Source organism: Ciceribacter lividus, from assembly GCF_003337715.1.
GTDB classification, from domain to species: Bacteria; Pseudomonadota; Alphaproteobacteria; order Rhizobiales; family Rhizobiaceae; genus Allorhizobium; species Allorhizobium lividum.
The window spans coordinates 53962-72441 of record NZ_QPIX01000009.1 but is presented as its reverse complement, the minus strand read 5'-3'; the positions used below and the strand labels follow the sequence as shown (position 1 = coordinate 72441).

Annotated in this window: 20 protein-coding genes and 1 pseudogene; 10 read left to right on the top strand and 11 right to left on the bottom strand. The window is 64.4% G+C overall.

What is annotated here, in order from left to right; all coding sequences use genetic code 11:
• The first annotated feature begins 147 nt into the window (after window positions 1–147).
• Window positions 148–1677, top strand: coding sequence for a sigma-54-dependent transcriptional regulator (locus DFR48_RS16095; RefSeq protein ID WP_114364231.1), 1530 nt, complete (start codon window positions 148–150; stop codon window positions 1675–1677).
• A gap of 186 nt (window positions 1678–1863) precedes the next feature.
• The gene (gene mepK / locus DFR48_RS16090) at window positions 1864–3699 is read left to right on the top strand and encodes a peptidoglycan L,D-endopeptidase MepK (RefSeq protein ID WP_245415634.1); all 1836 of its coding nucleotides are present in this window, start codon (window positions 1864–1866) and stop codon (window positions 3697–3699) included.
• A 107-nt stretch (window positions 3700–3806) separates the two neighbouring features.
• Here mepK and DFR48_RS16085 read toward each other — a convergent pair whose 3' ends face one another.
• The 3 genes from DFR48_RS16085 to DFR48_RS16075 form a co-directional block, all read right to left on the bottom strand.
• Complete coding sequence (locus DFR48_RS16085; RefSeq protein ID WP_114364229.1) at window positions 3807–4073, bottom strand: DUF2312 domain-containing protein; 267 nt, start codon at window positions 4071–4073, stop codon at window positions 3807–3809.
• A 93-nt stretch (window positions 4074–4166) separates the two neighbouring features.
• The gene (locus DFR48_RS16080; protein WP_114364228.1) at window positions 4167–4463 is read right to left on the bottom strand and encodes a DUF1244 domain-containing protein; all 297 of its coding nucleotides are present in this window, start codon (window positions 4461–4463) and stop codon (window positions 4167–4169) included.
• Between the two features lie 23 nt (window positions 4464–4486).
• Entirely contained in the window at window positions 4487–5281 is a 795-nt protein-coding gene (locus DFR48_RS16075) for an N-formylglutamate amidohydrolase (RefSeq protein ID WP_114364227.1), read from the bottom strand.
• 296 nt (window positions 5282–5577) lie between these two features.
• Here DFR48_RS16075 and DFR48_RS16070 point away from each other — a divergent pair.
• Window positions 5578–5961, top strand: a pseudogene (locus DFR48_RS16070) (DUF1036 domain-containing protein); the annotation flags it as partial.
• Entirely contained in the window at window positions 5961–7400 is a 1440-nt protein-coding gene (pyk, locus tag DFR48_RS16065) for a pyruvate kinase (protein WP_114364226.1), read from the top strand. The pseudogene DFR48_RS16070 and the gene pyk, both read left to right, overlap by 1 nt.
• Before the next feature lie 133 nt (window positions 7401–7533).
• Here the strand turns inward: pyk and DFR48_RS16060 are convergent, their stop codons facing one another.
• The 6 genes from DFR48_RS16060 to DFR48_RS16035 form a co-directional block, all read right to left on the bottom strand.
• Window positions 7534–8523, bottom strand: coding sequence for an alpha/beta fold hydrolase (locus tag DFR48_RS16060; protein ID WP_114364225.1), 990 nt, complete (start codon window positions 8521–8523; stop codon window positions 7534–7536).
• A gap of 100 nt (window positions 8524–8623) precedes the next feature.
• Window positions 8624–9235, bottom strand: a complete 612-nt coding sequence (locus DFR48_RS16055) for a tetratricopeptide repeat protein (RefSeq protein ID WP_114364224.1) — start codon at window positions 9233–9235, stop codon at window positions 8624–8626.
• A gap of 126 nt (window positions 9236–9361) precedes the next feature.
• Window positions 9362–9487, bottom strand: coding sequence for a type B 50S ribosomal protein L36 (ykgO, locus tag DFR48_RS16050; RefSeq protein ID WP_003497670.1), 126 nt, complete (start codon window positions 9485–9487; stop codon window positions 9362–9364).
• Between the two features lie 176 nt (window positions 9488–9663).
• Window positions 9664–10731, bottom strand: coding sequence for a 5-(carboxyamino)imidazole ribonucleotide synthase (locus DFR48_RS16045; protein WP_170141907.1), 1068 nt, complete (start codon window positions 10729–10731; stop codon window positions 9664–9666).
• The gene (gene purE / locus DFR48_RS16040; RefSeq protein ID WP_112689864.1) at window positions 10728–11225 is read right to left on the bottom strand and encodes a 5-(carboxyamino)imidazole ribonucleotide mutase; all 498 of its coding nucleotides are present in this window, start codon (window positions 11223–11225) and stop codon (window positions 10728–10730) included. The genes DFR48_RS16045 and purE overlap by 4 nt, the downstream gene beginning before the upstream one ends.
• A gap of 17 nt (window positions 11226–11242) precedes the next feature.
• A complete protein-coding gene (locus tag DFR48_RS16035) occupies window positions 11243–11446 on the bottom strand; it encodes a YdcH family protein (protein WP_114364222.1) in 204 nt (67 codons plus the stop codon).
• Between the two features lie 229 nt (window positions 11447–11675).
• Here DFR48_RS16035 and DFR48_RS16030 point away from each other — a divergent pair, with 229 nt between their 5' ends.
• Window positions 11676–11852: a YdcH family protein gene (locus DFR48_RS16030; protein WP_112689862.1), complete on the top strand. Its 177-nt coding sequence runs from the start codon at window positions 11676–11678 to the stop codon at window positions 11850–11852.
• Between the two features lie 181 nt (window positions 11853–12033).
• Here DFR48_RS16030 and DFR48_RS16025 read toward each other — a convergent pair whose 3' ends face one another.
• Both DFR48_RS16025 and DFR48_RS16020 read right to left on the bottom strand, forming a co-directional pair.
• On the bottom strand, window positions 12034–12294 hold the full coding sequence (locus DFR48_RS16025; RefSeq protein WP_114364221.1) for an ArsR/SmtB family transcription factor: 261 nt from the start codon (window positions 12292–12294) through the stop codon (window positions 12034–12036).
• An 80-nt stretch (window positions 12295–12374) separates the two neighbouring features.
• Window positions 12375–13139: a sulfite exporter TauE/SafE family protein gene (locus DFR48_RS16020; RefSeq protein ID WP_114364220.1), complete on the bottom strand. Its 765-nt coding sequence runs from the start codon at window positions 13137–13139 to the stop codon at window positions 12375–12377.
• Between the two features lie 106 nt (window positions 13140–13245).
• Here DFR48_RS16020 and DFR48_RS16015 point away from each other — a divergent pair, with 106 nt between their 5' ends.
• The 5 genes from DFR48_RS16015 (at window position 13246) to DFR48_RS15995 (ending at window position 18477) form a co-directional block, all read left to right on the top strand.
• Entirely contained in the window at window positions 13246–13899 is a 654-nt protein-coding gene (locus DFR48_RS16015) for a thiamine phosphate synthase (protein ID WP_114364219.1), read from the top strand.
• 8 nt (window positions 13900–13907) lie between these two features.
• A complete protein-coding gene (locus tag DFR48_RS16010) occupies window positions 13908–15014 on the top strand; it encodes a tetratricopeptide repeat protein (RefSeq protein WP_114364363.1) in 1107 nt (368 codons plus the stop codon).
• Between the two features lie 117 nt (window positions 15015–15131).
• A complete protein-coding gene (locus DFR48_RS16005) occupies window positions 15132–16400 on the top strand; it encodes an MgtC/SapB family protein (protein ID WP_114364218.1) in 1269 nt (422 codons plus the stop codon).
• A gap of 143 nt (window positions 16401–16543) precedes the next feature.
• A complete protein-coding gene (locus tag DFR48_RS16000; RefSeq protein ID WP_114364217.1) occupies window positions 16544–17344 on the top strand; it encodes an inositol monophosphatase family protein in 801 nt (266 codons plus the stop codon).
• Window positions 17345–17445: 101 nt separating this feature from the next.
• A complete protein-coding gene (locus tag DFR48_RS15995) occupies window positions 17446–18477 on the top strand; it encodes a flagellar motor protein MotA (protein ID WP_114364216.1) in 1032 nt (343 codons plus the stop codon).
• Window positions 18478–18480 lie beyond the last annotated feature (3 nt).

Below are 18480 nucleotides of genomic sequence, written 5' to 3'. Positions count from 1 at the left end.
TTCGGGAGGAGGCGGACTGTGCAAAAACGCGATTCGCTAAAATGCGAGAGTTTTTTAAAACCGGATTTTCAGGCCTGTCCGGCAGCCTCGGGGCTCGAAGGTTCACAAACGCATGATGCGTCGGAATGATTCCGGGGAGCTCGAAAAGTGACAGCACACATTCTCGTTATTGACGACGACCCGCAGGAGCGTCGCTCGCTGAAGGCCGTGATCGAAAGCCGCGGCCATGCCGTGCATGTGGCCGAGAACGATCAGGCGGGCCTCGAATTGCTCAGGAAAATGCGCGGCGAGATCGACGCTGTGCTGCTCGATCTCAAGTCGGGGGAAGGCAACGGCCTCTCGGTGCTGTCCTTTCTCGATCGCCTGCGGGCCGATGTGCCCGTCATCGTCCAGACAGCCGAAAGCGGCACGGATCTGGCCGTCGAGGCGATGCGCGCCGGTGCATTCGACTTCGTGGTCAAGCCGACCTCGCTCGAACGGATAGCCACTGCCGTGTCCAACGCCCTGAAACTGCATGAAAACGATCCCTCCGGTCGTCCGTTGAAGCGGGGTCGTTCCGCCTCGGTCGCCTTCAGTGACATCATTGCGGCGAGTGCGGGCATGGCGCGCGTGCTGGAGCTCGGGCGTCGTGCGGTCCAGTCGCATCTCCCGATCATGGTCGAGGGTGAGGCAGGCGTCGGCAAGGAGATGCTCGCCCGCGCCATCCATTCCGCAAGCGAAAGGTCCGGCCGGCCGTTCATCGCCGTCAATTGTGCGGCGATACCGCACGCGACCATCGAAGCCGTCCTCTTCGGGCGAAACGACCAGGACGGAACGGACGAAGGTCACCTCGGAAAGTTCAAGGAAGCCGACGGCGGCACCCTGTTTCTCGAAGAGATCGGCGATCTGCCGCTGCACGCCCAGGCAAAGCTTCTGGAGGCGGTGCAGAAGGGAGAGATCGTTGCCGCCGGTGGCCGCAGTCCCCACAAGGTCGACGTCAGGATCATCGCCTCGACCAGCAAGGACCTCATCGAGGAGGTCAAGGCGAGCCGTTTCCGCGAGGACCTCTACTACCGCCTCAGTGTCTTCCCGATCACCGTGCCGGCACTGCGTCGCCGGAAGGAGGACATCGTCCACCTGGCGCGCGCCTTCGCCGAACGGTTTTCCGCCGAGCAGCGTCTCCAGCGGCCTTTGAGCCTCGGCTCGGGCGCGCTTGCACTGCTGACGGCCTATGATTGGCCGGGCAATGTCCGCCAGCTCGAAAATGCCGTTTTCCGCGCCGTTATTCTTGCGGAAGGCAATGAACTGACCGAGCGGGATTTCCCGCAAGTGGCGGCACAGCTTCCAGGCCGCGCCGGACCCTTCGCGACCGCCCTGCCTGGCGCCCCGTCGTCTCCTGCAGCAGAGCAGGTGAGCACGGTCGCAGGCGCCCCGTTCATAGCCGAATCAGGGCGGGCCCCGGCCGCTGCGCCGGCAAATGTGGCAGCGAGCGCGAATGTGATCGTCAGTACGGACGAAAGCGGCAATGTCCGCAAGCTTGCGGAGGTCGAGGAGGAACTGATTCGTTTCGCGCTCAAATTCTACCGTGGACAGATGAGCCAGGTGGCGCGGAAGCTCGGAATCGGGCGTTCGACCCTTTACCGCAAGCTCAAGGACTACGGAATCGATCCGGACGACCCGCAAAAGCACGCGGCTTGAGCAAGGTCAAGGCAGCTCCGTTAACGCTCGGGTAAATATATTCCGTTACCAGCAGTAAATCACTTGTTAGACAAGCGTTCACTATATATGCATTGAGTGCAAATCTGTGGCAGTTTTGCCATGGTGTTACCGCATTTGGCATTCATCTGGATAATGTGGGACGCAGTCTTTCGGACGGGGATTGAATTGCCGATTACGGATGCAACGATCGCGCCTTGCGGCTTTGCCGGGCGTAACGGAAACGCTGCAAACGCGATTTCTGCCGTCAGGCATCTCTTCCTGACCCTCTTGTTCATTGCTCTTTCGCTTGCCGCATTCGCCGGTTCGGCCTCCGAGGCCGCGGCGGAGACCCGCACGTTGAAGATTCATTTCGTCCATACGGGCGAAAAGGCGTCCATCACCTTCAAGCGCAACGGCCGCTACGATGCGAGCGGCCTGAAGCAGCTCAACTACATTCTCCGCGACTGGCGCCGCAACGAGCCGACGAAGATGAACCCGCGTCTCTTCGATCTCGTCTGGCAGGTCTATCAACAGGCGGGCGCGAGCGGCTACATCAACGTCGTGTCCGGCTATCGCTCGCCCGAGACGAACTCGATGCTGCGCAGGCGCTCCAAGGGTGTCGCCAAGGAAAGCCAGCACATGCGCGGCACGGCGATGGACTTCTACATTCCCGGTGTCTCGCTGAAGACGTTGCGCGAGGTCGGCATGAAGATGCAGGCGGGCGGCGTCGGCTATTACCCGAACTCCGGTTCTCCCTTCGTCCACATGGATGTCGCCGGCGTTCGCTCCTGGCCGCGCATGTCGCGCAACGAACTCGTCCGGCTCTTCCCGAACGGCAAGACGCTGCACATTCCGAGCGATGGCAGGCCGCTGCCCGGCTACCAGCAGGCGATGGCCGAATACAAGCAGCGTCTGAATTCCAACGATATCGTCGTCGCCGACAACAAGGCGCCGAGCAAGCGCAAGAACCTTCTCGCCTTCCTGTTCGGAACCGGCGACGAGGACGAGGAAGAAGATATCGTCGTGCCCAGCGAACGTCCGGCCACGCGGCAGCAGCCCGTGCTGACGAATTCGCCGCCGGTCATGATGGCCTCGGCAGCACCGCCTCCGGGCGTGGAAACCGCCGCTCCGCCTGCCGTCGAAGCCGCGCCCGCCGCGGCAGCGCCGACGATGGTCGACAATGCGCCGGTGCCGCTGTCGCGTCCGTCGCTCAGGCCGCAGGTCGGCGACACCAGTCTGGCCGTGGCCCTTTACTCTCCGGCCCGCAATCCGGCGGAGGAGGCACTGTCGCAGGTTGCCTCCGCAACGCCGCAAGGCAACGAGACTTTCGCCGATCTCCAGACCTACAAGATCCCCGTCCCGACCCTGCTCGGCCCGCGCGGCATGAAGGGCGACGCCGAAGGCGAGATCATGACGGCGTCGGTCGATCCCGCCCAGGTCGGCGCGGAAGCCGCAGATTTTGCCGTTCCCGTTCCGATCGGCCGTCCGGCTGTCGCAGAGGCCCTGCTTGCGCAGGCCGATGGCCAGGAAGAGGCGGAAGCGGACGAGATCGAGCAGGCGATCCTGTCGCCCGAAGCCGCCGCGGCGCTCGAGGAAAGCCGCCAGGCCGATGCGGCCGCTGCGCAGGCGATGGAAGCGCCGGTCGAGGTTGCTGCCCTTCATCCGCAGCCTGAGCCTTCGGCCCACAGCGTCGACTTCGGTGATGTCTTCGATGCTCCGGACGCTGCGAAATCCGCGAAGTCCGGTATCGAGGCGGGCCTGCCGGCCAAGGGCGGACGCCCGAGCCGCGCCGACGCCGAGGCTGCACGCGTCGCCCTGAGCGGCGGTACGGCGCTCACCCAGACCATGCTGTCACAGTGGGCGATCAGCCAGAACAAGTTCGAGACTGTTGCGAAGCCGGTCAAGGCGCCGCGGGTCGTCAGCCGCGCGCTCAGCGCCGAGCCGGCGAAGATCTACCCCGTCGGCTTCAAGGGTGATGCCCAGCCGGTCGATTCCGGCCGCTTCGGCCCGGTAACCCGCTGACGGGATTCGGGGCTTTCAGCAGGAACGTGACCCAAAGAGAAAGCCCGCCGGCATCGCCGGCGGGCTTTCTCGTTCTTCGTCGGTGACGCTGCTTTACGTCCGCACTTTTACTGCTCGTCCGGCGGGCTTTCGATCATGCCGAGTGCATGCAGGTAGGTGTCGAGGATCAGGTCCTCTTCCATCCGTTCCTGTTCGTCCTTCTTGCGCAACGCAATGACCTTCTTCAGGATCTTGGTGTCGAAGCCCATGCCCTTGGCTTCGCCGTAGACATCCTTGATGTCGTCGGCGATGGTCTTCTTTTCTTCTTCCAGCCGCTCGATCCTTTCGACAAAGGCGCGAAGCTGGTCGCGGGCGACGCCGTGGGCATCAGACATGAAGTTCTCCTGTATCTCTGGAAACGAATTCGGATGGGTGCTGACCTGCCGCGAAGCGCGGCCCGCGTCAAGACCGGTTCGACGGCTGTGCCCTCATTCCTTCGGCCTGTTGCGCTCGAACGCCGCCTTCTGTTCCTCGCTCGCCTCGCTCTGGTGAAGCGCTTTCCACTCCTCGTAGGGCATGCCGTAGACGTGTTCGCGGGCCTCGTCCTTGGAGAGGTCGGCACCCGCCTCGCGGGCGGCGTCGTGATACCAGTTGGCGAGACAGTTGCGGCAGAAGCCCGCAAAGTTCATGAGGTCGATGTTCTGCACATCGGTACGCTTGTTCAGATGGGCGACCAGCCGGCGGAAGGCTGCGGCTTCGAAATCTCTCTGCTGTTCGGGTGTCATATCCGTCACGGTTTTCCTCCTCCTCAGGTCTCGTAGGCGCCGGTGCGCGAGGCGAAGCGCCGGTAGGCATGCAGCGCCGGATCGGCGTTGAGCGCGGCGAAGATCGGTGCCAGCCGGTCGGCCCAGGCGTCCATGCCCGATTCGCTTCCGATCAGGTCCTGCCGCACCTCGAGCAACGCGTGGGGTATGCCCTTCGTCATGCAGTGGCGATACATCGTGTCGCCCTTGAGGGCGCCGTCATAGGGCTCGTTGTCGCCGATTACCAGGTCGCCGGAGGCGCACAGGCCGTCGAGGAGCGGGTGCACGACACGGTCGTCGGTATCCCACAGGACCGCGGCATGCCAGGGGCGGGGAACGCCCTTCCAGGCCGGCGTGAAGGAGTGCAGCGAGAGCACGAGCGGTGCCTTGCCCGAGCCCGCGGCGACGGCCTCGATCGTCTCGGAGACCGCGCGGTGATACGGCCGGTGGAATCGCTCTATGCGGTTCTGCCATTCCTCCGCCGTGATCGGATGGTTGCCGGGTATGACCGCTCCGTCAGAGATCTTCATGATCAGTGTGGGGTCGTCCTCGCCCCGGTTGGGATCGATCAGCAGGCGCGAAAAGCAGCCGAGCACCGCCGGCACGCCGAGCCGGTCTGCAAGCCGGCGCGTCAGGCCTTCGATCCCGATGTCGTAGGCGATGTGACGGTGGAAGGCTTCCTCGGGCAGTCCGAGCCGGCCGTACTCGTCGGGAAGGCGGTTCATCGCATGGTCGGCCAGCAGCACCATGCCATTGTCATAGTGGCCGGGTATGATTTCGAATGCGGAGAAGTCTTGCATGGATGAGGGGGTGCCCGTTTGGCTTTGCGGTTTGATGACATGGGGGAAAGCGGAGCGCAAGCTTTCCCATACGTCACGTTTGTGCCAAGATCGCGGTCGATGCTTCAGGTCTGAAATTTAATCGATTAGACTTAAGTTGACATTCCCGCCTCATCATCGCAAGAAAGCAACCGATGCACCAAAATGGAGTTCGATCGGAAATCGTGCCGAAGCGAAATTCGACCAAGAGCGCTCGCGGAAGCGTGCGCAACACGAAGTGCCTGATCATTGCCGGAGCCTTCCTTGCTCCCCTGGTGACGGCTGGTGCAGCACATGCCGAATTCAGGGTTTGCAACGGTACACAGAACCTGGTCGGCGTCGCCATCGGATATCGCGCCGCGGAAGGGTGGGTCACGGAGGGCTGGTGGCAAGTGCCGGCCGCGACGTGCGCGACCCTGATCGAGGGCGAGCTCAAATCACGTTATTATTATCTCTATGCTGAAGACGCTGCACGCGGCGGCCGCTGGGCCGGCGACATCAAAATGTGCGTCGCCGAGAACGAGTTCAAGATCGTCGGCGTACAGGATTGCTATGCACGCGGCTATCAGCAGATGGGCTTCAAGGAATATGACACCGGCCGCCAGGGCAGCTGGATGGTCCAGCTTTCCGATACGCCCGGCACGCAAGAAAGCCAGAATTGATGAAGCGTAACCGCAAGGTCAAGATCCTCGCCACCCTCGGACCTGCATCCTCCGAAGAATCCATGATCCGAAAGCTGCACGAGGCGGGTGCAGATCTCTTCCGCATCAACATGAGTCATGCGAGCCATGATGTGATGCGCACCCTGATTGCGCGGATCCGCAGCGTCGAGGCGGCCTGCGGCCGGCCGATCGGCATCCTCGCCGACCTGCAGGGGCCGAAGCTTCGCGTCGGCAAGTTCGCGGCGACCACCGTCGAGCTCGTTCCGGGCCAGACCTTCACGCTCGACAACCGCGACGAGCCCGGCGACAACACCCGGGTCTACCTGCCGCATCCGGAAATCCTGGAAGCGGTGAAGCCCGGCCACCGGCTCTTGATCGACGACGGCAAGCTGCACCTGCGTGCGGAAAAATGCGACGGCAAGAGCATCGTCACGACGGTCGTCTCCGGCACCAAGATCTCCGACCGCAAGGGCGTGAGCCTGCCCGACACGCTGCTCGGCGTCGGCGCCCTGACGGACAAGGACCGCTCCGACCTCGATGCGGTGCTCGCGACCGGTGAGGTCGATTGGGTCGCGCTCTCCTTCATTCAGCGTCCGGAAGATCTCGCGGATGTCCGCAAGGTGGCACGCGGCCGCGTCGGCCTCATGTCCAAGATCGAGAAGCCGCAGGCGATCGAGCGCATCGACGAGATCATCGAGCTCTCCGACGCGCTGATGGTGGCCCGCGGCGACCTCGGTGTCGAAATGCCGCTCGAAGCGGTTCCGGGCCTGCAGAAGCAGCTGATCCGCGCCTGCCGCAAGGCCGGCAAGCCGGTCGTCGTCGCGACCCAGATGCTGGAATCGATGATCTCCGCCCCGGTTCCGACCCGTGCGGAAGTCTCCGATGTCGCGACCGCCGTTTTCGAAGGTGCGGACGCGATCATGCTGTCGGCCGAATCGGCGTCCGGCCAGTATCCGGTGGAAGCCGTCTCGACCATGGCGTCGATCGCCTTCACCGTGGAGCGCGAACCGCACTATCCGGGCATCATCTATGCCCAGCGTGCCCAGCCGGAAGCGACGGGGGCGGACGCCATCTCGCTCGCCGCCCGCCAGATCGCCGAGACGCTGAAGCTTTCGGCTATCGTCTGCTACACGTCGTCCGGCACCACCGGCCTGCGTGCCTCGCGCGAGCGTCCCGAGGTGCCGATCATCGCGCTCTCTCCGGTCATCCAGACGGCACGCCGTCTCTCGGTCGTATGGGGCCTGCACTGCGTCGTCTCGGAAGAGCCGACCGACCTCGACGACATGGTCAACCGCGCCTGCCGGATCGTCGTGCAGGAAGGCTTCGGCAAGCCGGGCGACCGGGTTATCATCTCCGCCGGCGTTCCGCTCGGCACGCCGGGTTCGACGAACATGCTGAGGATCGCCTATATCGGGTCGGACGGCCTGAGCGGCGTCTGACGATCTCTGCTACGAACGCCGAACGAAAAGCCGCCTTCAGGGCGGCTTTTTCATGCGTGATTGAAGGATGTTCGTGTGGGGCTGCCGGTCATGCAGCCGCATGGCGGAAGCCGGTGCGGCAACACCGCCCGCTTCAACGCTCCGGCTCCAGCCGCTGCGCCATGGCCTGCAGGTCGTGTTTGCGGCCCGCGATCTTCTCCATCGCCGAAATTGCGAGATGGCGTGCGGCATAGTCCGGCTTGTGGCCGAGGCCCTTGATCCAGACGAGTTCGGATCCCTCGATGTCGCGGGCAAGCCCGCGCGAATGGATTTGCGCCAGAACGATGTCGTCGCTGTCACCCGTGACGATCACCGTCGGCGCCCTGATCTCGCGATAGCGGGGCGAGAACTGCGACACATAGCCGTGCAGATTGGCGACATCTTTCGCATTGGCGCGGAAGGTGGCGGGGCGCAGAACCAGAGCAGGGGCGGTATCTGCGACATAGGTGTCGGGACGTGGATTGGGGGCGAAGACGTTGCGGGTGGCGGCTTCCAGCCGTGCCATGCCGGCATGCAGCGCCACCGTATGGCAGAAAAGGGGGCCGAGGACCGGCGTGGAGGCCAGGCGATAGTACCAGTCCACGCCACCCGGCCAGGGATGCGTCGCTGGCGCAAGGAACAGCAGGCCCACGGTCTTGTCGGGGTACAGAACGCCGAAGCTCGCCGCGATCGCGCCGCCGAAGGAATGGCCGACGATGATCGCCCGCTCGATGCCGCGCTTTTCCATGAGCAGCGCGATGGCCGCCGCCTGGCCGTCCGGATAGGCGTTTTCCGGACCGCCGCGTTCGGAATAGCCGTGGCCCGGGCGGTCTACGAAGAGCAATTCGGCGCGGTCTCGGAGAGGTTTCAGGAACGTCGTTGCCTGGTCGCGCAGATTGCCACTGGCACCATGAATGAAGACAATGGGCGGAAGGTCCGGATTCCGTCCGGCCGGGACGTGCAGTGCGTTGACGGCGAAACCGCCGAGATCAGTCTTCTCGCCGATATTGGGGGCGTTCTCTTCGATCGCGCGGGCCCGCAGCGCGGTGCCGGCGGCAGAGAGCGATGCGAGACCGACAAGGGAGGCGAGGGCGGAAAGGAGCATGATTCGAATCCGGAAGGTTCGGGGCCGGGTCAGAGGCTGTGGATCGAGGAAAGGGGGTTCGGCAGGGGGGCGCCGGGCATGCGGATCGACGCAGGCACACTCACGTTCGGCTGCCGGCGAGCTTCTCCGAGAGCTTCGTTACCAGGTCCTGCGCTTCGCGGTCGGTCGGATAGATCTCGAGGTAACGTTCCCACGCCTTCAGCGACATTTCCTCCCGGCCACGCTCGGCAAGGATCGCGGCCATGCCGGCGAGCGCTCCGAAGTGGCGCGGCTCGATCGCCAGTACATGCTCGATGTCGGACATCGCCTTGCTGTAGTTGTTCATGGTGTAGTGGAGCGTGGCGCGCTGGTTCCATGCGCCGACGAAGTCCGGCTTCAGCGTGATCGCCTGGTCGAGGAAGTCGAGCGCGGCCGGATTGCGCTTCTCCTTGATTGCTTCGGACGCCCACTGCATCAGGAGGTCGATGGTCGGGCTGCCGGAGGTGTTCCAGTGGGTGGTGATCTCCGCGGCGATTTCGCTCGCCGCTTCCGGGTCACGCTCTCTCTTGAGGTCGGTCAGGAGCGACTGGATGTCCTTCACCGACTCGTCACCGAGCGTCTGCGCCTCGGTCGCCGCGTTCTCCGTGGAGGTGGGGCCGATGTCCTGGGAGAGGGCCGGACCGCAGGCGACAAGGAGGCCCACAATCATGAGCGTGCAACGAAAATAGCGCATGCGGTTATGATAGACCGCCTGCGCTATGTTTCAAATCAAAATCAAGAGAAGGCCGCAGTCGTCGCTTCTCTCCATCCAACCCGGCAAACCCGGGTGATGGCATGCGACGGCGACGCGTCCCGCAGATCAGCCCTGGCGGGCCTTGAAGCGCGGGTTCTGCTTGTTGATGATGTAGACGCGACCCTTGCGGCGAACCAGACGGTTATCGCGATGACGGGCCTTGAGCGCTTTCAGCGAATTCTTGATCTTCATTTTCCTGATCCGCAACGGTTGCCGGGGAACTTTCGATTCGCCCGTTGTCTTCAACAATCAAAAGCGCGCCGCGGGGCGCGCTCCTTTAGGGTTGGTGGCCAATAGCCCGACAAAGCCCTTCGTGTCAACCGGTTGGACCGGTTTTCCAGCGCTCCGCGCCGGATTTTCCTGCCTTATCAGCGGCGTCCGGCCGTCAATTCGGTGACGTGTCCCATCTTCCGGCCGGGCCGCGACTCGGTCTTTCCGTAGAGATGGACGAGCACGTCGGGGCGCGAAAGCCAGTCGGGTACCTGCAGGATGTCGTCGCCGATGAGGTTGGTCATCACGCAGTCCGAGTGGCGGCGAGGATCGCCGAGCGGCAGGGAGGCGATCGCCCGGATATGCTGCTCGAACTGCGAGACGACGCAGGCCGCCTCCGTCCAGTGGCCGGAATTGTGCACCCTCGGCGCGATCTCGTTGGCGACGAGGCTGCCGTCCGGCAGGACGAAGAACTCGATTCCGACAACGCCGACATAGTTCAGCGCATCGAGGAGCTTCTTCGCGGCGTCGCGGGCGGCCTGCGCCGTAGCGTCGGAAATACGGGCGGGCAGCGTCGAGGTGTCGAGAATGCCGTCACGATGGACGTTCTCCGCCGGATCGTAGCAGGCGACCGCACCGTCAGTCCCGCGGGCGGCGATGATCGAGATTTCGCGCTCGAAGGGAACGAAGCTTTCGAGGATCAGCGGCACGCCGCCCAAGGCTTCGAAGGCGCCGGCGGGGCTTTCGTCCGCCGAACGGAAGACGCGCTGGCCCTTGCCGTCATAGCCGAGGCGGCGGGTCTTCAGGACGCCGCATCCGCCGAAATCGGCAAGCGCCGCCTCGAGCTGCGCCTGATCGTCGACGGCATGGAACCGCGCGGTCGGGATACCGCAGCCGTTCAGGAACCGCTTCTCCGTCAGCCGGTCCTGCGCCACTTCGAGCGCCTTCGGCGGCGGATAGACCGGAACGTTGCGGGCCAGCATCTCGGCGGCCTCGACCGGAACGTTCTCGAATTCGTAGGTGACGATGTCGCAATCGGCCGCAAGCTCGGCGAGCGCCACCGGATCGGCATAGGCGGCCGTGATCTGGCGGTTTGCCAGCTGCGCGGCCGGACAGTCCGCCTGCGGTTCGAGGATGATCGTGCGGAAATTCAGGCGGGAGGCGGCAATGGCCAGCATCCGGCCGAGCTGGCCGCCGCCGATGATGCCGATGGTGCGGGCGCTCATGCTTCGTCCATGGGGTATTCGGCGACCGTGGCGGTCTGGCGTTCGCGCCATTCGTCGAGCCGGTCGGCGAGATCTTCGTCAAAGAGCGCCAGCACGGCGGCGGCGAGCAGCGCGGCGTTCACCGCGCCGGCCCTGCCGATCGCGAGCGTGCCGACGGGGATGCCCGCCGGCATCTGGACGATCGACAGCAGGCTGTCCTGTCCGGAAAGGGCTCGCGACTGGACCGGAACCCCGAAGACGGGCAGCGGCGTCATCGCCGCGGCCATGCCGGGCAGGTGTGCTGCGCCGCCGGCACCTGCAATGATGACCTTGAACCCTTCGTCACGCGCACCCTTGGCGAAGGCGACCAGCCGGTCCGGCGTTCGGTGAGCGGAGATGATGCGGGCCTCGTAACTGACGCCGAGCGCGTCCAGCGTGTCGGCGGCATTCTTCATGGTTTCCCAGTCGGATTGGCTTCCCATGATGATGGCGACGGGAGGGCGCTCCTCGGTCATCGTCGTGGCCCTTTCTCTCAGGCGATGATATTGGGAATGATCTGGTCTTCGAGCTTGCTCATCCGGTCCTTGATCACAAGCTTCTTCTTCTTCATGCGCTGGATGCGCAGGACGTCGCATCCGGTCGCCGTCATCGCGTTGATCGCAACGTCGTAGTCCTCATGCTCCTGGCGGAGTCTTGCCAGCTGAAGCCTGATGTCCGCCTGTTCCTGATCGGGCATGTTCGTGTCCCCATGTCGTCTTCGTATCTTTGTCGATTGCGCCGAAGATTCGCGCAAGCTCCTATCACCAAATGCAGGTAACGGGAAGTTATCCTTAATCCGGAAATTGCGGCGAGGAGTCGCTGCTTTGGCCTTCGACAAAACACATTCTTCGTGTCACACTGCTGTCGTAATGCCTGAGGCCCCAGCGGTGGACGGCTGGAGGCAGGCGAAAGGAAGGACGCATCAAATGACCATTCAGGCTCATCTTGAATCGCTCGAAAAGAAGCACGGAGCCCTTGAGGAGAGGCTTCATACTGCTCTTACATCTCCCTCCGTCGATGACAAGGAAATCGCAGAGATCAAGCGGCACAAGCTGCGCATCAAGGACGAGATCGAACGTCTGAGGTCGTCCACCCGACACTGACATTTCTCGTTCCCGCCGGGTGGGCCGTCGGACCCGCCCCGGCTGAGAGACAATTCTCCGATCATCCTTATATGCCCCGGAAACCAGAGCGGTTTTCGGGGCTTTTCGTTGTCAGAGGTATTGCCGGAAGGCGACACGCGCGAGGCGAGGGCAAACGACTGCGAAGGACGGGGACCGGGTGTCAGTTCCAGAACTGGTCGAGCCAGAGGTTCATCCGGTTGAAGCCCGGAATGTTCACCGAGTAGATACGCCTGGTGCCGGATGCGGTGACGGTCACGAGGTCACAGTCCAGCAGGGCCTTCAGGTGCTGGGAGACGGCCGGCCGGCTGATCGGCAGGCCCTTGGCAAGATCGTTGACGGTCCTGGGGGCTCGGCGAAGCTCCTCCAGGAGATGGCGCCGGTTCGGGTCGGCAATCGCTGCAAAAGGATCCGAGTTCGACATGGCGTCAACCTACGGCAAGTGGGGCCGTCGGGCAAGACAAGATGTGCAGTGCAGCAAACCTTGCGCTCGCTCTCGGTGGCCTAGAACTGCAGTCCGTCCCAGATGAGTTTGCCTGCCGCGACCAGCACCATCCCATACATCAGCGGGTAGAACACCGCGGGCTTCAGGTAGCGGACGATGCGGGCGCCGATCAGCGTCGAGACGAGGGCGACCGGCAGTAGTGTGGCCGACAGGGTGAGGTTGGTGCTGTCGAGGTTGCCGAGCGCAAAATACGGGATGACCTTGATGGCGTTGACGATCGCGAAGAAGCGCGTGCTGGTGCCGGTATAGGTCAGCGGGTCGAGTTTCAAGGGCAGTACGTAGATCTGGAAGGGCGGGCCGCCGGCATGGGCGACGAAGCTCGCATAGCCGGACAGGCTGCCCCAGATGGTGCCGGCGACGGGGCGTTCGGGCGCGGCCGGCCGCTCCTCGTGCCGTCGCGGACCGAAAGTTTCGACGAAGTAGCGAACGGCGAAGAGAAGGGCGATGCCGCCGAGGATGAGGCGCATGGCGTTCGCCGAGACATAGGCCGAGGTCGCCCAGGCGACGGCGATGCCGAGGACCGCGCCCGGCAGCATGGCAAAGAGCGTCGGCCGGTTGTTGTGCTTGCGCCAGGCCCAGAGCGCCACCGCATCCATGACGAGCAGGATCGGCAGGAAGATCGCCGCTGCCTGGAGCGGCGGCACCACGAGCGCCATCATCGGGACGCCGATCAGGGCGAGCGCACCGCCGAGGCCTCCCTTGGAAAGACCGACGAGGGCGACGGCCGGTATCGCGGCGGCGAAGAACTGTATGTCGGGCAGCATTTGTTTCCATTGATCCTTGGGCCAGACCGGTCTATCGGATTCACTTGAACAAGACGAGGGTGGAATTCGACACCCCCTACAGATTTCGCCGAAAATGGATTGACCGATGACCGGACCTGAAGACCGCTGCCGCCTTGTGCTGATCGTGCCCGACATCGCCGATGCGGAGGAAAAGGCCCGCATCGTCGGTGACGCGCTGAGGGGCGGGGACGTCGCCTCCGTCATCGTGCCGCAATACGACCTCGACGATACGGCATTCCAGAAGCATGCGGAGAAGCTGGTGCCCGTCATCCAGGCGGCGGGTGCTGCTGCGCTCATTGTCGACAACAGCCGGGTCGCCGGTCGCGTCAAGGCCGACGGCCTGCACATCACCGGCAATGCGGCCGCGCTCGCCGAAGCGGTGGAGAAGCACGCGCCGAAGCTGATCGTCGGTGGCGGCAATGCGATGGATCGCCATCACGCGCTCGAGATCGGCGAGGTGCAGCCGGATTACATCTTCTTCGGTCGGCTCGACGGCGACATCAAGCCGGAGGCGCATTCGAAGAACCTGGCCCTCGGCGAATGGTGGGCGGCCATGGTGGAAATTCCCGTGCTGGTCATGGGTGGCAACGATCCCGCCTCGGCGCTCGCCGTCGCCGAAACCGGCGTGGAATTCGTCGCTCTCGGCAGGGCGGTGTTTGCCGATCCCGCCCAGGCTGCGAGCGTGGTCGCGTCGGTCAATGCGGTCCTTGACGAAAAAGCGCCACGGTTTGAAGATTGAACCTCGTCATGCGGTTCATTCGATATTCTCTCGGCATCCTGTTTTCGTCCGTCTCCATTGCGCTCTGGAGCGGCCATGCCGCGCCCGTGCGGGCGCAGGGCAAGGATGAGGCGCTCACCCGCCCGCTGCCCGCGGACGCAGGCACGCTGGAGCGCGGCGACCGCCCGACCTCCGGCAACGGTGCGGGCAAGGACGGGGCGGGCTCCTCCGCCAGGGGGCTTACCCTTTTCGAGCGCATGGGAGCGCCGCTTCCCGACCTGCCGCCCGAACCGGAATACAAGGGACCGGTCGACGACGCCTACGGCGCTTTCCAGCGCGGGCTCTATCTCACAGCGATCGACAAGGCACTGCCGCGGGCGCAGCTCGGCGATCCGGCGGCGCAGACACTGATCGCCGAGATGACCTCGCGCGGTTTCGGGGTGAAGCGCGACGAGAAGGCCGCTGCCTTCTGGTACGGGCAGGCGGCGGCAGGCGGTGATCCTGCGGCGATGTTCAAGTATGCGCTGCTCCTCATGGAGGGCCGCGATGTCCCGCGCGACAAGGCCAAGGCCGACGAATACATGCGCAAGGCCGCCGAGGCCGGCAACGCCTCCGCACAGTTCAACTGGGCGCAGACGCTCGTCTCAGACAATCCCGGAGAGAAGGGGCTCAAGCTTGCGCTGCCCTTCTACGAAAAATCCGCCGAACAGGGGATCGCCGACGCGCAATACGCTGTCGCGCAGGTGTACAACGCCCTCAGGGATGTTCCAGAGGAAAAGAAGTCGAAGGCCCGTTACTGGCTGCTGAGGGCGGCGCGCGCCGGCTTCGACACCGCCCAGCTCGACATGGGGATCTGGCTGGTGAACGGCATCGGCGGCGAGCGCAACTACGACGAGGGCTTCCGCTGGCTGAGTCTCGCCGCGAAGCGCGGCAACGTGGTCGCACAGAACCGTCTCGCCCATCTTTACGTCAACGCGCTCGGCACACGTCCCGACCCGGTCGAGGCGGCGAAGTGGTACGTGCTGTCGCGCCGCGCCGGGCTCAAGGACCCTGCGCTCGAGGACTTCTATCTCGGCCTCACCGACGAGCAGCAGAAGAAGGCGATCGAGGCGGCGAACAAGTTCCGGCGCGGCTGAGCGTCCGGTCGAGCCCACTCTGCGGGCGCGGATTCGGACATTTTCTCTGGCGGTCTCCGCGGCGGAATGCGAACATTCCGAATCGGACGGGCGCGTCATCGCTGCCGGGGGGAGTGGATGGACGAGATCGAACTCTATCAGCGGCTTGGACTGGCGATCGCGATCGGGGCGGCGGTCGGCGTCGAGCGCCACTGGCGCGCCAAGGACGAGCCGGAAGGTGCCCGGGCAGCCGGCATCCGCACCTTCACGATGATCGGCATGACCGGCGGCGTCGCCGGCCTCGTCGAGAAGTACCTTTCCCCGGGTGTTGCCGGATCGGGAATCGCCGTCACGGGCTTCCTGGTTGCGATGACGCTCGTGGTTGCCGTCTTCGAACTGCGCGAGGCGATCGCCTCGAAGTCCTTCAGCGTCACCTCGGTTGTCGCGGCCATGCTCACCTTCGGCCTCGGCGTCGTCGCCGTCCTCGGCGACATGACGCTCGCCTCGGCCGGCGGAGTCGCGCTGCTTGCGATCCTCGCCGCCAAGCAGTTTCTCCACCAGGCGATCCAGCGCCTGCAATGGGTCGAATTGCGTTCCGCGGTGATCCTGCTTGCGATGACCTTCGTTCTCCTGCCGGTCATTCCGGAAGAGCCGATCGGGCCGTTCGGCGGCGTCTCTCCGGCAAGTCTCGTCCTGGTCGCCATCATGCTCGCCTCGATTTCCTTCGTCGGCTACGTGGCGGTGCGCATTCTCGGTCCCTCGCGCGGCGATCTGCTGGCCGGCGCCATCGGTGGTCTCGTCTCGTCGACGGGCACCACGATCGCGTTTGCCAGGCAGGCTCGTGACGAAGAATCCAGCCGCACGCTCGCTGCCGGCGCCATTGCCGCCGGCGCGGTTTCGCTTGTCCGTACCGCCTTTCTCGTCGGAACGCTTGCCGCCTCGCTGCTGCCATCGCTCTTGCCGCCGCTCGCCGCGGGCGGTTCCGTGATGACCGCTTACGCACTCCTGCTTGCCGCTCGCGCGTCGCCGAGCGACGGTGCGCGCATGCCGCAGAACCCGTTCGAGCTTTCGGCGGTCGCCAAGATGGCGCTGCTTCTCGTGATCGTCGCCTTTCTGGCGCGCGCCGCGGCAACCTATTTCGGCGCGACCGGCCTCATCCTTGCGGCAGGGTTGTCGGGGCTTGCGGATATCGATGCCGCGACCGTTGCGGTCGCCGGCATGCTTCCGACGCTTACCCGGGAGACGGCCGTGGAGGCGATTGGCATCGCAGTGTTCGCCAACATTGCCGCCAAGGCGGTCTATGCCTCGGCCCTTACCGGCCGGGCTTTCAGCCTGCATGTCTGGGGTGCGTCGATCCTTGCCTCGCTTGCCGCTTTGGCGGTCACTCTCGTGCCGCCTGTCTCCTGAAGGCCGCCGCTTGCCCGAGAAGACAGGCAAAGCCCCTTGAATTCGGGCGATTTTTGTGGTCTTGAACCGGCTCCGCGATCCTTCATGCGCCGCCGCTCACCGAAGCCGCGCGCCTCGCCGCAGATTTCAGGGAAAATATCGAAATGGCCCGTTCAGCTCTTCTCAATGTCATGGTTCAGGCCGCACTCAAGGCCGGCAAGTCGCTGGCACGCGATTTCGGCGAGGTGCAGAACCTGCAGGTTTCGGTGAAGGGGCCCGGTGACTTCGTCTCGCAGGCAGACTTCCGCGCCGAGAAGATCGTCCGGGAAGAGCTGTTGAAGGCGCGCCCGACCTACGGCTTCCTCGGCGAGGAGAGCGAGGAGATCATCGGCACCGACGGCTCCCATCGCTGGCTCGTCGATCCGCTCGACGGCACCACCAACTTCCTCCACGGCATTCCGCAGTTCGCCGTGTCGATCGCGCTCGAACGCAACGGCGAAGTCGTCGCCGGTGTCGTCTTCAATCCGGCGACTGACGAGCTCTTCACCGCCGAGCGCGGCGGCGGCGCCTTCCTCAACGACCGACGTATCCGCGTTGCCGCCCGCAAGGCGCTGTCCGACTGTGTCATCGCCTGCGGGATCCCGCATCTCGGCAAGAGCAATCACGGCAAGTTCCTGGTCGAACTCCGGCATGTGATGGGCGAAGTCTCCGGCGTGCGCCGCATGGGCTCTGCGGCCCTCGATCTCGCCTATGTCGCGGCGGGCCGCTTTGACGGCTACTGGGAAACCCACCTCAACGCCTGGGACATCGCAGGCGGCCTGATCCTCATCCGCGAAGCGGGCGGCTTCAGCAGTGACGTCGACGGCGGAACCGAGATGCTTTCGACCGGCACCGTCGTTGCCGGCAATGAATACATCCAGAAGGCTCTGGTCGAGGTGATCAACCGGCCGGTGCCGAAAGCCTGACGCTGTTCCGCCGAGCTGTGGTCGGCGACGGCTTGCCCCTTCAATTCGTCTCAATTTTCCACTAGCCTCCCGCTGCAAGATCCCGGGAGGCTGAGGACGATATGGTGAAAGTGAAGCTGGCGGACCTGGAAGCGGCCGAGACGGGGACGGGGAATTACGAGCACAAGCTCTCGAGCCCGATGCCCTTCTTCACCACCATGCTGATCTTCCTGATCATTGTGGGTTTCATCATCGCGATCCTCTACCGGCAGGCCCATGCGGCCTTCGTGACCAATCCCGGACTGAACGGGCTCATCCTCGGCGTGCTCGCCGTCGGGATCATCCTCGTCTTCAATCATGTCCTGGCGTTGCGGCCGGAAGTGCGGTGGTTCAATTCTTTCCTCGCCGCCGGCAGCGCCGACAAGGTCGGGCGCGAGCCGCGCCTGCTCGCACCGGTGCGCTCACTGATCGGCAGCCGTCGGGACATGGCGATCTCGATCGCCTCGCTTCGCTCCATCCTTGATTCGATTGCCACGCGACTCGACGAATCACGCGACACCTCGCGCTACCTGATCGGGCTTCTCGTCTTTCTCGGCCTCCTCGGCACCTTCTGGGGCTTGCTCGGCACGATCGGCTCGATCACCGCGGTCATCCAGTCGCTCGATCCGTCTTCCGGCGACAGCGCCGACGTGCTGCAGGCGCTGAAGAACGGGCTCAGCGGACCGCTGAGCGGCATGGGCACGGCGTTTTCATCCTCGCTGCTCGGTCTTTCCGGCTCCCTCATCCTCGGCTTCCTCGACCTGCAGGCCGGCCGCGCCCAGAACCGCTTCTACACCGAACTCGAAAACTGGCTTTCGTCGGTGACGGACATCGGCTCCGATCTCACGGTCGCCGAGACGCCTGCCGTTTCCTCGGACGACATGAAGCGGCTGATCGGACAGATGCACAAGCTGATGACGCAGCAGGCCGGCGCCAACAGCGAGCGCTCCGTCGCCGCCGTCGCCAATCTCGCCGAGGGCATTCAGGGCCTCGTCAAGAACATGCGCAACGAACAGCAGATGTTGCGCGACTGGATCGAGCAGCAGCAGGAGGATGCCCGCGCCATGCGCAAGGTGCTCGAACGGCTGAACGACAAGATGGGCGGGGATGAGTAATCG